A 15,794-nucleotide genomic window follows, 5' to 3' on the forward strand; every position below is an offset into this window, starting at 1 on the left:
CAATAAAAAAACTTAGCCCCTGTCACCAAAATACGACAAGGGCCAATTGTTACACATCACCTAAACTGAGAAAGCGATTTAAGGGTGTGCCCCTATCCTCTGTCCTGAATAGACGGCCCGTCCCGCAATGTAGTTTGCCTGCACTTTGTTCTGCGCATCGAGCAAAACAAAATCAGCCCTATGTCCCAGTGCTAAACGGCCAGCTTTATGCTCAATCCCGAGGAACTGTGCGGGATATAACGCCGCCATTCTCAAGGCTTCCGCCAAAGGTAAACCTAACAAGTTCACCGTATTATTGACCGCAGTCACCATATCGAGCACACAACCCGCCAGCTCACCGGTCACGGCATTTAATCTGTCGCCGACTCTCAGCACTTGCGTACCGAAGAGCTCGAAGCTAGTCTCACCGTCCATACCCACAGGCGGCATAGCATCGGTGACTAACATCATTTTGCCCCTCGGTTTTGCCCGTAGTGCGACCTTTGCCGCCGCTGGATGCACATGGTGACCATCGACAATCAAACCACACCAAGCGGTTTCACTCTCAATCGCCGCGCCAACCATGCCAGGCTCACGGGAGCCCAGAGGAGACATAGCATTATAAAGATGAGTAAAGCCCGTAGCGCCTGCCGCTAATGCCGCAACCACAGTATCGTAGTCGGCATTAGAATGACCCAAACACACCTTAACGCCCGAAGCAACGAGCGTACGGATCACCTCTGGCGACACATTCTCAGGCGCAAGCGTGACCACTTTAATCCCCAGATCTTGACGACAAAATACGGCGAGTTCAGCATCGGTGATTTCGCGAATAAAGCCCTGTGGATGCACACCTTTTTTAGGTACAGATAAATGTGGCCCTTCAAAATGCACCCCTAAAACGCCAGCGCTACCTTTGACTAAAGCCTCAGCCACGGCATCGGCCGCATTGGCCATCACGCTGACATCATCGGTGATAAGTGTGGGTAAAAATCCTGTCGTGCCAAAACGCGCATGAGCACGGCCGATAGTCTCAATACAATCAACACTCGGATTGGCATTGAATAACGCCCCGCCGCCGCCGTTCACTTGTACATCGATAAAACCAGGCACCAGCGTTCCGGCTTGGCGGATTTCCTTCGCGCCAACAACCGTATCAAACGCCAGAATGTGCCCGTCTTCAACAGTCACAGGCACATCTTGATGGAAATATTCACCATCAAAAATACGCTCGGCGATCAAGGTGATTTTCATCGCAAACCTCTTTCAATAAATAACACGAGTAACTTAAGTCTTAAATTAAGTTCACTGCGAGGGCTTAGCTGCACGAGCTTAGCTGAACAGGTTTAATCGTGCAGCTGCTTAATCGTGCAGCTAAAAGTCCGCTAAATCTAATCCGCAGCACCTAAACCTCTTAAACTTTTGCCACTTAAAGCTAGGCAGCTTAAAGCGTTTGAGTCACTTTTTTAAGGCCCGCCGGTTGATCAGGATCGATACCGCGGGCAATCGCAACCGCAGCCACATCGATATAGAAACGTTGTAATAACGCTAACGGCGCCACACGTGGGTGAATGTCAGTCGAGGTTTGATTCAGATGCACTAAATCGGCGCCGCGTTGGCTCACGTTTTCAATTTGTTCAATATGGCTAGCGTAAGATTCATCGCCAATACACACATCGACGATAGTGAGTTTTTTCTCAACTAAAGTAACAGGGCCGTGGAGGAACTCGGCACTACTGAACGCTTCGGCATGGATTGAACACACTTCTTTTAGCTTAAGCGCGATTTCCTTGGATACCGCATAACCTAAACCACGGCCGAGTACGACTAAGTTCTTCACGTCGGCAACGGATTCTGGCGTGAGTTGTGGCTCAGCGTCCACCGCCGTTTGCAGCGCTTGGGGTAAAGAAGCGACGGCGCTAGCAAGCGATTCGCTTTGAGTCCAAGCGGCGGCAAGTTGTAAAATCGCCGACAACGTCGCGAGGTAACTCTTAGTCGCGGCAACGGCTTTTTCTTCGCCGGCACGTAAAGGCACAACGACATCGACGATATCTTTAATCGGTGCACTTTCATCATTCACTAAGGCAACACAGAAAGCACCGGCATTTTTTGCCATACGCGCCTGCGCCAAAATGTCAGGGCTCCGGCCAGATTGTGAAATCACAATGACTAACGCGCCTTCGAGTTTCAAGGTTTTACCATACACACTCGCCACTGAAGGTGCGGCGGCGAAGGTCGGTACACCCGCTTCAATCTCAAATAAGTATTTAGCGAACACTCCCGCATGATCCGATGAGCCGCGACCTACTATCATCACAAAACGAGGGGCGAAGGCGCGCAGTTTCTCACCTAACTGCTGCATGATGTCAGCGTTAGCTTCTAATTGACCCGCAATTTTTTGCGGTGCAGTGCGTGCTTCTTGTTCCATAATAGTGTTTGTCATGTCTTTTACCTTCACGTTCAAATACAGGATTTGGCTTCAGTGCCTATGTGCACTGACAACGACTTATTAAATTCTTGTTGGGCGAAATACATAGCACCAAGTTCGGGTGGTGCTAAGGTTTCTGAAATTTTGGCGACCACATCGGCACCGAGCCAGGCTTGTAAAGGCTCTGCAAGGCCACCGATCATCGAAAAACGCACCGGATTTAGGCTAAATAGCTTACGCGCCATGTCGCTAATATAATCTGCGCCTTCTTGCACTATGGCAGTCGCGACTGCGTCACCTTCATTGGCGCAATCGAGCACACTTCTGGCTAATGCGGCGTAGCAACTTGATGATTTACCGGCTAGATTTTCGACAATGCCGAGCGCATCGGTGACGTTAAAGTAGCTCAACAGCATGTCAGTTAATCGCGTCGGTACGGCAAAGCCATCGAGTGCTAACAACACGTGTTCGGCGGCTTTTAGTCCCAGCCAAGCACCGCTGCCCTTATCGCCCAAGGCAAAACCATAACCACCAATACTCAAGCTGGTATCACCAACATGGGCATAACCGCAAGAGCCAGTACCCGTGATGATCACAGCGCCATCGGCCCCGCGGTGGGCACCAATACAAGCCGTATGCAAATCGGTAGTGACATACATGGCTGCAAAAGGATGCTGCCAGTTGATAACATCTTGATATAACCTAGGGACATTTACGCCAGCAAGACCAAGACCCGCCACAAGCAAGTGACTATCGCTCTCGTTCATGCCCGCATCCAGCAACGCCAGGCGAGTCGATGCTTCAATGGATTCAAATGTTTGTGTGAGACCATGCAGTGGATTTGCGCGTCCAGCAACACCTGTCCCTAAAACGGTACCGTCTGCGCAGTAGATGGTGGCTCGGCATTTACTACCGCCTCCATCTACACCTATAAACAGTGGTTGATCTTTTGTCTGGACTAACCCCATGACACCCCTCTTCACCTATCAATGCAGCGCTACCGTTGCTTATTATTTGCCGTTAATACAGCGCTCAACTTTAGTTAACTCAATGTTACAGCAAAAATGACAGCGTTGTCATTTACTTTTTTAAGTGATTTATGATCTAAAATCAAATTTAGGGAATCACTGACACAGAAAAACAAAAAGGCTGTATTTTATCTTTAAAATACAGCCAGATATAAAAATTGATTTAGTTAACGATTAAACTTCGGCCTTTACGAATACCATCGGCCGCAATGGCGCGGATCTCAATCGGTGCAGTGACCGCCAATCCCGCTTGATAAGCTTGCCATTGGCCATTTAGACTTCGGTATTCAAGTTTGAGCCCGGGATAGGCAATATTAGCAAACAGTTTACCGTCACGGATCTCGGCGCCGACCGTCGGTACGCGATAATCAATCCCCGCTTTATCTAGCTTGATAAACTCTTTGTGGCCCAAGGTATTCGCAAGTTGTTGCCACTCCTTTGCCTGTGCATCACGCATGGCTAAGGTAAAAGCCCCAGAGCTTTGGTTATACACAGCGCCTTGATACTGATAAGGCACTTCCCACGCAGCTTGATGCCAAGCACGCTCAGCCAGCATCAACAAACGCGGAAACACCATGTATTCAATCGTATCGTCACTGCGAATCGACTCACTCCAAACCTGCCCTTGCAAGCCAGTAAAGGGTTTACCTTTCTCCCTTGGACCCGAGACTTTGTTACCCGCCTCATCAAGTTTTATTCTGTCATCCGCTTCGAATGGCTGATTTTCAATATCGGTCCATTGCTCGGCGTTAGCGGCTAAATTATCAGGCATAAAGCTAAAGACTTTATGGCTATTGGTCGCGCGGCTCGCCCAGTAATAGCCATGCTCTTTAGGATCGGCCTCATAGGGGAAGTCAAAGTACAATACCTCAGGATTAGAAAGTACGGTTTCCCAGCCTAGATTCGCCTGCTGATTGGCGCGCGAATGACCTTTGTGGGCTATCACATCCCAAATATTAGACTGCACCTTAGCAGGCATATTTTCAGGGCGAACATGGCTCATACCATCGCTCCATCCTGCTGCTTCAATGCCTTTTGCCGCTAACATAGTCGAAATTCGTTCAATAAAATAAGCGCCTAAGTCATCTATCGACTTAACGCCTTTATCGTTATTGGCGACAAATGCTAAACACTGCGGAGATTGTTTCCACGCTCCCGCCGTTTCATCGGCACCAATGTGGTAACGCGTCAATGGTTGACCCGCGGCTTGGTGTAACTTGGCAATTTCATCAATCACTTTATCGACAAAGTGATAAGTCGACTCCATACACACGTTAAGCGTATTGTCGTCGTAATATTGCACTGAAGAATAAACCGTTTTGTCGTTTTCATCGGATAACAAATATTGCTCAGCTGCAGTGGTTTTTCCTTCAGCTTGCAATTGACGAGCGCCCGCATCTAACGCTTTTACCGCTGTGCTAGCTTGATTTGCCGTTTCCTGCACAGGGACAACCTGCACTTTGCCCGTGTTTTTAAGCTCTACGTCTTCAGCCTGTAATCGACGAAAACGCGCATCCATCGCTTTAATCGCGGCGCGGCTATGACCCGGCATATCCATCGATGGGATCACTTGAATTTGACGCGCCTCAGCATATTTCACTATGTCGATATAGTCTTGTTTAGTATAGAAACCATTAACGCTCGACTCCGCAAAAGGACCACTGCCCAGTTGCGGTAACAGACAGGTATTTTCAGCAAGATCATGACAACGTTTACTACCGATGTCGGTCAGCTCAGGTAACCCGTCGATTTCGAGTCGCCAACCTTCATCGTCAGCCATGTGTAAATGCAGTTTATTGAGCTTATAAGCCGCCATTTGGTCGAGCAAATCCAGCAACAATTGTTTGCTGTGGAAATTACGTGCCACATCAATGTGCATACCACGGAACGGATAACGTGGGCTGTCTTCAATGGTCATGGCATTCACTTTCAGCGAATTCACATCCACAAGGCTTGCTAGTGATGACAAACCGTAAGAGAAGCCCGCCGCATCATTGGCAGCAATCACAATTTCAGTTGGCTGAATATCTAAGCGATAACTGCCCTCATCCCCTTTTTGGCTGGCAAATTTCACCGTAATGCCACTCGCAGATTCAGCCACACCCAGGCGAGCTAAACGTGCCACAGCCGCCGCAACTTGACTCTTTTGCTCTGGGTTATCTTGCTGATATTCGAGCTTAATACCACCAGCAAGGGATACAGGTGTATCAGTTGAATGGATCTTCACCTTTTGTGGCGTTGGGATAATGGTATCCACAGCCAAGGCGGCATCTTCACTCACGCTTTGATTGTCTTTAAATAATTGCGCGGCATCGGCTGGCGCGAGTTTATCCGTTTCAGTGCGTTGATATTGGGTTTTAAAATTCGTAACCCCTTCAACATACGGACGCGTCTCTAAACCCGTTTCGGCATCTTTACCCACTTGAGTGCTGGCGATAATGACGGGTTCTAATCCTTTTGCTGCGAGGTAATAGTTTGGCATAGCGTCGGTTTCAGCCAATTGCCACGGCTCACCACGGAATGTCAGTTGCTTTTTCTCGCCCTTAACAAATCCCTTAAAAGCGGCCGTTGGCGTAATACGATGTAAATCGCCTTTAACGTGCGTTATCGTCAATTCACCGCTTTCAACCGATTGCACTGGGCGCATTTGGCTTAAATAAATTTCCCAATCTTGGCTGGCTAAATCCACACCGGGCACGAAATCAATTTGAGCGACAAAACAGCGACCATCGGCTTTATCTTTTAGGCACTTATCGTCTGGCACATTGGTCACAACACGGTAAGTTACGACTAACGAATCCCCGAGTTGTTGCAACTGCGCTTGAGTTAATGCGTCCTGAACTTGCAGTGTTTGAGCCACAGCCTTATCGGCTGACGCTGCGGAAGGCGTCACAGGCGCCTCGGAACAGGCCGTTAATCCTAAAGCCAGTAAAATGGCGCTTGCTGAAAGTGTTTTATTCATGATTATCCTTATCTAGCTCCAGAAATGGCTACAATCTGAAGGAAGTTACTAACGTCCACAGTCTTTCCCCTTGGTGAAACAGTCGCTCACTTGAGTGCGCTAAGTGCTCGCTATCGAGTGAGGCTGAACCTGAGACATTGGCAAGATCATTTAACGTACGAGAAATCGCTTCGGTGACGCAGGTTTGCTCCTGCGCCGCATGGGAAACTTCGATGTTCATATTACTGATATTTGAGACTAAATCAGTCACTTTAGTGAGTACTAACTTAATTTCTTCTGAGCGGTTAACGCCCTGAGTTGAGAGGGCTTGGCTCGCTTGCATCACAGTGACCGTTTCGGCCACTCGGCTCTGGACCTGCTGGATCATCTTCTGGATCTCACCAGTTGCCTGTTGGGTTCGGCTCGCCAGCGTACGCACTTCGTCGGCAACCACAGCAAAACCGCGCCCTTGTTCACCCGCCTCAATCGCAGCATTAAGCGCCAGTAAGTTGGTCTGTTCGGCAATACTGTTGATGACTACAACGACTTCATCAATCTTTTGCGTTTCTTGCTGTAACTGTGAAATAGACAGTGCCGAGCGGGCTAATTCAGATGCCAGTTTACGGGTAATATCTAATCCCGAATCGAACTGCCGCTGACTGTCATCGACCGCTTTATCGGCCTGACTCGCTGCATCCGCGGTGCGCTTGGCATTAATGGCAACTTCGTTAGCACTGGCACTTAGCTGAGTTACAGCCGTCACTGCCGCCTCGGTTTCTTTTAGTTGGGTTTGCACGCGATCATTGTTGGTTTGCGACAGTGAACCAAGCGCTTTGGCATCGCCCAGTAATTGCCCTGAGGTTTCGTGCACTCTGGAAATCGTGCCGTGAATTTGCTCAACAAAACCATTAAATGCCTTGGCAAGCTGACCAATCTCATCCTGACTCTCAACGGGTAATCTGTGGCATAAATCGCCGTCACCGCTGGCAATTTCTTCCATAGCACGGACCACATTCCCAAGTGGATTAATCACTAAACGTTTAAGAATAATGAAGATAACAAATAAACTGCCACCGAGAATTAACAACGCCTGCAAGAAATAACCTAAGAGTAAATCTGACAACTGAGCGCGAATAGGCAACATAGAAAACTGAATAGCCAATTGGCCCGTTGGGTTACCTTGCTCAGCAAATTGAATTTCACGTTTCACTAGATACTCATCGGCCACTGTTTGAGCCTGTTGACTCTCGGCTAACACTTTACCGCGATGGTCACTCACGACAATATGATAAATCTGCGCAGATTTAAGCATCACAGATAGCACTGCACGGATCTGCTCATAGTCGTAGGTGAAGATGGGCTGCGCCATGGTCACTTGTAAATTGGCGACGGTATTTTCTTCAAACTCAGTTTCACTGGCGGCCAATTTATCGCTCGCCAACCAGTAAGATGCACCGAACAGAACGCTAACAATCATAAAAATTGCTGCCGCTAATCCAATCTGTACTTTTAAGGCTAATGTTTTCATTATTTTGCACCTTGCATACTAAAAAGATCTAACCATAATTCTGTGCGTTCTATTGGTGTTAATGGACTTAAATCAGGTGTATCAAGACGGATAATCACCCGTTGTTCAAACTTAGCCTCACGATACAGTTGCTCAATTTTAAGCTCGCGATTAAACATCTCATCAAAAGAGCCGTCGCTTACCATACTTTCAAGCCCGGCTAAAATGGCCGCAGCAAGTTCGGGGCGCTTAGGGGAAACAAAGAAATAAGCTGGCGAACGATATTGCAGCAGGATATGGCTATCGACCTTAAGTGCGGGATCGGGGTGATTTGCGAGTTCTTCGCCAATTTCCTGGGCGCCGAGGGCAAGATAATCGAAACGCCCGCCTTCTAACATGGGGTATAAATTGGTGTACTGATAGCTAGTGACGACGGGTAATCCATTGGCTTCTAAAATCGTTGCATCGGGCCAATAACGATTTTGCCCCGCCTTTAACTGCCTAAAATCCGCCATGGTTTTCACATTAGCAAATCGTGCCTCATCCGATTTACGGATAATCAGCAGCCGATTACCGAGTAACCCTTTAAACAATGGAATGCGCACGGGAAGCACAGTTTCTTCCAATTCCTTTGAGGTCATGCTCCAAAACACGTCGACTGTCCCAGCGAGTGCTTCTTCGACCTTGCGCTTTTGATTCATTTGAGTCGACATTTCTTGCGCTTGATAACCCGAATCCGAGCGCCGCAGTGCTTCATCAAGTAACTTTAGTAACCATTCCTGCTGTATCGCGGTGGTGATTTTTTTTGAAACCTGTGCAGACGATTTAGACACATCAGAATTTGAAGCTAAATGGTTTATAGCTGTGTCGGTAGCAAATACAGCAAAAGAGGAAAATGCCGAAAAAAACGCTAATGCCATTATAAACAGGGGTATGCCAACCGTTCTTCTTGTCATGATGAGTGCGGTGATATGGGCAATGACACTCGTCATGCCAATTGCAATGACACGCATCACAGCCGTTAAATGAATCGCCATAAATTGCAGCCTCTTTTATTATCTGGTTTATACCAGTGAGTTTTATTTATCTATGCCGCTAACGTTCAAGTGCTGAGGTAGGCAATTGAGTAATACCGTAAAACATCCTAAAAAAATGGCTGGGCACTGCTTACAGTACCCAGCCCACGCTAGTTTCTGGGGAGAGACTATCAAAATATCAAAGACAAACGTATCGCCGCCCGACAGCAATACTCCTGCCAAACACATGATAAGGAGACCTCATCCTCTCATGCAGACCTTACAAACAACGCGTCACACAAGCAGATGACAGCGTTGTCATTATTAAAGTACACAAGAAAGAACAGGATTTCTACATTTTTTTGACAATTATTGTTATTTTTTATGAAAATACATAATTAATGCTAATTTTTCATATACTTAAAATTTTTAAGTTATTTATTCAAGCTTATGTGACAACGCTGTCTTTCATTGATAACATAGCGATAACATGACAAAGATCACGGTAGCTATTGATGAATCCCATTAACACACTTGTGCCCAATAATACCCAGCCTGCTCCGCGCTTAAATCGATATTACCTAAACCTCAGTTTGATATTACTACTCTGTGGAGCTTGGTTATTTTAGGCGAGCCATTTTCATTCGCTATTTGATCTTATCCAAGAATATGGACGCTTCGTTTTTCTAGGAATCACAGGAGCGATATTTGCAAACTCGACAGGAGCTGGCGGTGGCGTCATCTTTATTCCGGTATTTTCGAGCCTCAACTTTAGTGAGTCTCAAAGTGTCTCGACTTCATTTATGATCCAATGCTTTGGCATGACAGCAGGCGCGATTTCATGGTCACTGCATTATAAAAAGCACCACCGAGAAGATGATGCATGGTCTGGTTTTGTAAAAGCATCATTACTTGCAGCCTTCTTTTCTGTCTTAGGTTTCTGGAGTAGCCAATTACTACAACTCAATTCGCCCTCTTCGCTACACACCAGCTTTAGCATTTTCTCGATAGTGCTTGGTATCGCCATCATTATCAGTAGCAAAAGTAGCACACAAATCACTCGCTCTATAATGCCGGTCGATTTTCTTTGGCTCGCTCTCATTGGCTATTTCGGCGGTATTATCACAGCTTGGTTATCGGTAGGCGTCGGTGAATTAGTCGTCATTTATCTCATGATAAGGGGACTATGCGCCAAAATGGCGGTCGCCACTGGCGTTGTTGTTTCTGCGATTACAGTTTGGTCAGCAAGCCCTATCCATATTTTTCCAACAAATAGCCATGCCCTCTTTGAGCTAGTTTTATTCGCAGGCCCTGGCGCCATTATCGGAGGATTACTCGCTCGTAAATTAGCACTCTTTCTCCCAGTAAAAGTATTAAAACTCTTTTTCTCCATTTGGATCATTTTGACGGGTAGCGTAATGTTGGCGAGTTAGAAATTTATAAGTGATTCATATTCATTACTTAAATTTAAAACTAGCATAAATAAATCGTATAATTTGATGCCACCAATACAGCATGACACCATTCTTTAAATGTTATTTATCCATAACTAAATCAATTAAACTAAGAGAACAAAGGTGTGCATAAATCACAGAGTAAAATCCACATTTTGCAAAATCCAGCATAACGCTTTCGTCTAGTTCATGAATTTTTTGTTCATCAACGGTATAAATACCATTAATATTGGTCTTAGTACCGTCCAGAGCATTTACTGTTAATGTTCTAGGCTGTAATAGCTCATGCTGTATTAAAGTCTTAATAAAATGTTTTGTCATTTCCTGATAGTCAGCCTGAAGACTGGCCAACTCTAGCTGCGTATTGAGATAAGCAGTATTATCGCCATCAGCTGTAAACAAAGAATTTTCACCGTTTTCACACACAGACGAGTTATTTAGATCAATTCCAATAATTATTTTATTATCAATATAACTCGCACCCAAAGGATACAATTGAACTTGAATAGGTAAATAACGAGCAATCCATCTACCATTTATCATCAATTTGTTCGAGTTCTCTTTTAAAGATGTAACTGCTACAGGTAAGAATTCACCTGTTTGAGAATTTTTGGTAAATATAATAGGAAAGCTCGTCGCTGCTGACATGAACTCTTGAACCTGAAGAGGCAACATGTGCATTTTTTCAAAAACTTTATAGTCAATAATATTTTTCACTTTTAAGTGTCTATGAATAGAATCATTCAAAGGGACATAATGTGTTGTCATCTTTATTTTCCTTGTTAATATTTTCTATATAACTCGTACAATTCTATATAGATTGCAATCCGTAGAGACGGATTTTATCAAGTAGTTCTCTATGATCTGGCAACTCACTTATCATTTTACTTTTTAACAACGTCATCTTAGCCAGATGTTGAACAACGCGTTGATCAACTTCTGCATTGCTATAAGTTGGTCGAGTAGAATACTTCATACCGCAAAGCACATATAAATAATTTTCTCTGTTGAACACTTCAAACTTTGAAGGGAAATCCTCTGCGATTGGAATAAAATCTTGCCACATTTTAAGACGTTGTTTTAAGCCTTCAGGAATAGTTTCACCGGTGCGATTATCACGCCAGAAAGCAGAGTCTGACCTGTCGGATAAACAATAATGTAACTTAGCAAATTCAACGACTCTCTCCCACGCTTGAGAAACTGTTTCATTAAAGCGCTTAGCAAGATAATCAATATCATCTTTATCGGAAGGAAATCGCTCCGCAAGAAAGCGTGCAGAAAAGTCCGTCAGTAGAATAGATGTCGCTTCAATCGGTTCTAAAAATCCCTGTGCTAAGCCTAATGCAACACAATTTTTTACCCAAAACTGCTGACGATAACCAACTTTCATAGCAATTTTTCTATGTGAAAGATCGGCAAGTTGACCACCTAAGTACTGATCAAATGTATCTTCAGCTTCAGCATTACTCATATAATCAGTCGAGTAGACAAAACCAGTTCCACGTCTTTGCGTGAGGGCAATATCCCAAATCCACCCTGCCTGATGAGCCGTTGCAATCGTAAATGGCGGAATTTGATCTAAAGCCTGTGTGGGCACTTGAGCAACTAATGCTGTATTAATGAAGAGTTGGTGTGATTGATCAATAAATGGTACATCAAATCTTTTTGCTAACAAAATAGATTCAAAACCACTGCAATCAATATAGAAATCAAAAAATAACTCTCCTTTATCTGTCAACAATGAACAAATAGAACCATCTTTCTCTAAAGAAATATCATTTACCGTTGCATAAATATGTTCAACATTAAATCGTTCAATGGCATTTTTAGCTAATAACTTAGCAAACTTTGCGGCATTAAGATGGTAAGCATAACCCATAACGCCACCATACTCCGGAGTTGTTATAAACTTAGGTCCTTTATTTTCCTCACAAACGGCATGCTGTGGCGAGACTAAATCGGCAAAGTGCTCTCTTGGATGAGTTAACCAATATGGTGTCAAATCCTCACCCAATGGACTCGGCATATCAAAAAGGTGATGATAAAAATTATTGTTTCCGTGCTTTGCTCGATCGAGCCAATTTACAAACTTTATTGACTGTTTAAAAGTGACGTCACAAGATTTAATAAAGTCTGACTCACTTATACCAAAGCTTGATAATGATTTACGTATTGAGGGAACAGTCCCCTCACCAACACCAATAATGGGGATATCTAGAGATTCGATGAGCGTAATGGAGAGTTCTGGATTGTTCTTTAAAACCAGTCCTAAATGATTAGCAGCTAACCAACCTGATGTCCCACCACCAACTATCGCTACTTTTCTTATAATCATAGCATGATCCTACAATTAAGCATGAACACATTGAGTCATATATTGGATAACCATTAGCCCTTTAATATTACTACTTTTAATTTAACGCAGTTTAGTGCTTAATAAAAAGCCTAGCAATTGCTAGGCTCTTATTAATCTAACTAATTAAATTAGAAGCGCAACGCAACACCGAGTTTATAACGGGCTTCACCATCAAAACTCCATACAGGGTAATTATCTTTAAATTCACTAATAACCCCCTCTGCATCCACTGGAGATACACCTTTTTGTACGCTATCTTCTTCAAGCAAGTTAACCACTTCAAAAGTTAACGACAGATAATCTGTTAGATTATAGCTAGCACTTAAATCTAAGGTGCCATACGCTTGATGTTCACGGTTACCATAGAACCCTGGTAATTCACGCATCATATATTCAGAACGCCAGTTATAAGCTACCCGAGCTGAGAAATCATCCATTTCGTAGTAACCAACTAAGTTTACAGTATGTTTGGATGAGTCAGAGAATACTCCAACACGGTCTGCATAGTTTTCAGCTGGTGATGAAGCGTCTGCAAAGGTGTAGTTAACTGAGTAACCTAAACCACTATCGAATGAATCTTGTAACTGAAGTTCGATACCATCAATTGAGCCACCATTAGCGTTATAATTTTCACTTACAGTCCAACAATCGTAAATACCCGCACCACATGTACTACCACCTGCAGTGATTAGGTTGGGATCTTCAATTCCGATTTGTTGATTCAGTTTTTCTCTTGTAGAGATAAATGAACTTACATCTTTGATAAAGTAAGTTGCTGCAAATAAACCTTCTCCACTGAAGTACCATTCTAAACTTACATCTGCTTGTGAAGCTTTGAAAGGTTGTAAATTTACGCTACCGGTGACTTTCTTCTCGTTACCAGGAGTACCATCGTTGAAGCCAGGTAACTTAGAGGTTGCGAATAAATCGGCATAATTTGGACGTGAAATAACTTGAGCTGCTGAGGCTCTTAAAATTAAATCACTTGCAAGGTCAAATGCAATATTTACACTTGGTAAAACATCGTTATAGCTGGCTTTATCAGTACTTAAACCATCAGCATATGTACCTGTTTTGCTGAACGCATAATAATCAGATTCAACATCAGTAGACACATATCTTAAACCGAAGTTACCACGAACGCCTTCACCAGCGAATGTAGCCATAGTATAGAGCGCTAAATTCTTTTCTTGCAGTGTGCCATATCCTGATTTATCGAGAGTAAAACCATCGATAGCAGCATAGGCATCATTAATCATGTTATCAAAAATGGGCTTAGGTAAGGTGAAGCCTGCGCCAGATGACATAGTACCAGAATAATAAGCTGATGCATCTTTTGCTACTATATTAGAGGATTGAGCAGCCTCGGTAGTTTGAGTAACATCATGATCGGCATAACTAATGCCTGATTTAAATGACGTAATAGCACCTAGCTCAACAGGAATAGTAATGTCAAATGTCGCAAAGGACTCTTCATCCGTATTAGGTTGTTTTTTTAGAGCCCAACCCGCTGTTTCTAATTTTCCATTAAAATCAGAAGCATCAAATGCGTTGTTTGCAATGTTAATATCAATGACATCGCCAGTAGCATCATAGATACCCGCGAAATCTTCAGGTTTACCAATAGACTGACCATAGTTTGAAGTTAAATCGGTACCACCTTCAGCTTTGGTCTTACCAATACGACCTTCTAACTTATAAGCATCTGCCTGATATGCAAAATCCAAATCAATTGTGTCAGAAGACATACTCGCTTTACGTGCCCAAGTTTGAGCCCAAGCAAATCCACCTTTACCTGTGTGCTCAACTAATGTACATACGCCTGCAGCATTTTTCTTAAGGCAAGTATTTTCACCCTGCTGAGTAGGAAATAAGAAAATTGAAGTATTAGCATTGTTTGCATCAAGTTGAAGGCTCATCAAATTCAAACCAAACTCAAGATTATCAGTTGGTCTGTATTGGAATGCAGCATTAACAGCGGTACGCTCTCGGTCTTGCTGGAATGTGGTCGGAACTATCTCTCCCCAACCTAGTAAAGATTCGATACCATTACGTTGATATTGAGTTTTATCTAAAGAACCTGCGACTAAGAAACCGAACTTTTCATCTTCCGTTTTCCAGCTATAAAGTCCTGAGGTTTGTGGATCAATCTCTTCAGATACAGTGCCGTAATCCCCCTTTGTACTTAAAAATACAGAATTTGCATCTAAATCTAATGGTTTACGGGTTTTAACAATTACAGTACCACCAATACCACCTTCGGCAATATCTGCCTGAGATGATTTGAAAACTTGAATACCGCCCACCATTTCTGGTGGTAATAGACTGTAATTGAAGCTACGGTCAATAGCTTGTTGATCAAACCAACCCGTTGAAGCCACAGAATGACCATTTAATAGAGTACTGGTTAACTGGCTTGAAGCACCACGAATTGATACTTGTTGGCCTTGACCAAATTGACGATTAACCGCAACACCAGGAATGCGTCCTAAAGACTCACCCACATCTCCATCTGGAAATTTACCAATATCTTCTGCTGTGACCGCATCCACTACAGCATCAGAAAAACGTTTGTCGTTAACTGATGCCTTCATTGATGCTCTCATACCGCGAACTTCAATTTTTTCAATATTTTCAGGTGCTGCGGTGGTTGCCACGGCGTCTGCAGCAACAGCGCTAATGGATACAGCACTGCCGAGTAGGATAGCAATATTTGTAGCTAGTACAGTTTTCTTAAAGGTTGATGGTCGCATCTCGTTTCCCTTCCATAACTTTATTATCGTTTTAGTATTCATAACCATTCCCCGAGGAATGACAACGCTGTCATGTCTAGTGCAAACATTACACAATAATTAACAGCCTTGCCACAACAAAATAACGATGGAAGCAAAAAAATGTCATAAAGCAGAATTTTGAATCAGTAGTTTTATTAAAAACCATTATAAAACATGAGCTTTAATATTATGACGTAAATTTACAACTCTCAGCATAATTATAACAATGATAAATTAACGCCAATTTGTAACAATTCAGGATTGCTAAGCACATCAAAAGCTCGCACTATAAGATGTATAAGTCAGAAAAA

The 15,794-nt window shown here is 43.8% G+C and carries 10 protein-coding genes; 1 reads left to right on the forward strand and 9 read right to left on the reverse strand.

Annotated features, from left to right (window positions below; translation table 11 throughout):
- Window positions 1-78 precede the first annotated feature (78 nt).
- From nagA to HUB64_RS02555, 6 genes are all read right to left on the reverse strand, one after another.
- Complete coding sequence (gene nagA / locus HUB64_RS02530) at window positions 79-1,233, reverse strand: N-acetylglucosamine-6-phosphate deacetylase (protein WP_173246230.1); 1,155 nt, start codon at window positions 1,231-1,233, stop codon at window positions 79-81.
- A 190-nt stretch (window positions 1,234-1,423) separates the two neighbouring features.
- Window positions 1,424-2,422 carry a glucosamine-6-phosphate deaminase NagB-II gene (gene nagB-II / locus HUB64_RS02535; protein ID WP_028760900.1) on the reverse strand — a complete coding sequence of 333 codons (999 nt, stop codon included), beginning with the start codon at window positions 2,420-2,422 and terminating at the stop codon, window positions 1,424-1,426.
- Between the two features lie 17 nt (window positions 2,423-2,439).
- Window positions 2,440-3,375, reverse strand: coding sequence for an N-acetylglucosamine kinase (gene nagK / locus HUB64_RS02540; protein WP_173496293.1), 936 nt, complete (start codon window positions 3,373-3,375; stop codon window positions 2,440-2,442).
- 223 nt (window positions 3,376-3,598) lie between these two features.
- The gene (locus HUB64_RS02545; RefSeq protein WP_173496294.1) at window positions 3,599-6,397 is read right to left on the reverse strand and encodes a family 20 glycosylhydrolase; all 2,799 of its coding nucleotides are present in this window, start codon (window positions 6,395-6,397) and stop codon (window positions 3,599-3,601) included.
- Between the two features lie 28 nt (window positions 6,398-6,425).
- Window positions 6,426-7,904, reverse strand: coding sequence for a methyl-accepting chemotaxis protein (locus tag HUB64_RS02550; RefSeq protein WP_173496295.1), 1,479 nt, complete (start codon window positions 7,902-7,904; stop codon window positions 6,426-6,428).
- Window positions 7,904-8,920: an ABC transporter substrate-binding protein gene (locus tag HUB64_RS02555; RefSeq protein ID WP_173246241.1), complete on the reverse strand. Its 1,017-nt coding sequence runs from the start codon at window positions 8,918-8,920 to the stop codon at window positions 7,904-7,906. Before HUB64_RS02555 ends, HUB64_RS02550 begins: the two co-directional genes overlap by 1 nt.
- A gap of 671 nt (window positions 8,921-9,591) precedes the next feature.
- Here HUB64_RS02555 and HUB64_RS02560 point away from each other — a divergent pair.
- The gene (locus HUB64_RS02560) at window positions 9,592-10,332 is read left to right on the forward strand and encodes a sulfite exporter TauE/SafE family protein (protein ID WP_309247087.1); all 741 of its coding nucleotides are present in this window, start codon (window positions 9,592-9,594) and stop codon (window positions 10,330-10,332) included.
- Between the two features lie 102 nt (window positions 10,333-10,434).
- Here the strand turns inward: HUB64_RS02560 and HUB64_RS02565 are convergent, their stop codons facing one another.
- From HUB64_RS02565 to HUB64_RS02575, 3 genes are all read right to left on the reverse strand, one after another.
- Window positions 10,435-11,121 carry a SapC family protein gene (locus HUB64_RS02565; RefSeq protein WP_173246244.1) on the reverse strand — a complete coding sequence of 229 codons (687 nt, stop codon included), beginning with the start codon at window positions 11,119-11,121 and terminating at the stop codon, window positions 10,435-10,437.
- Window positions 11,122-11,164: 43 nt separating this feature from the next.
- The gene (locus HUB64_RS02570; protein ID WP_173246247.1) at window positions 11,165-12,688 is read right to left on the reverse strand and encodes a tryptophan halogenase family protein; all 1,524 of its coding nucleotides are present in this window, start codon (window positions 12,686-12,688) and stop codon (window positions 11,165-11,167) included.
- Window positions 12,689-12,837: 149 nt separating this feature from the next.
- Window positions 12,838-15,462 carry a TonB-dependent receptor gene (locus tag HUB64_RS02575; RefSeq protein ID WP_105249929.1) on the reverse strand — a complete coding sequence of 875 codons (2,625 nt, stop codon included), beginning with the start codon at window positions 15,460-15,462 and terminating at the stop codon, window positions 12,838-12,840.
- Window positions 15,463-15,794 lie beyond the last annotated feature (332 nt).

Origin of the sequence: Shewanella sp. ISTPL2 (assembly GCF_013283205.1) — a bacterium.
Classification (GTDB): domain Bacteria; phylum Pseudomonadota; class Gammaproteobacteria; order Enterobacterales; family Shewanellaceae; genus Shewanella; species Shewanella oncorhynchi.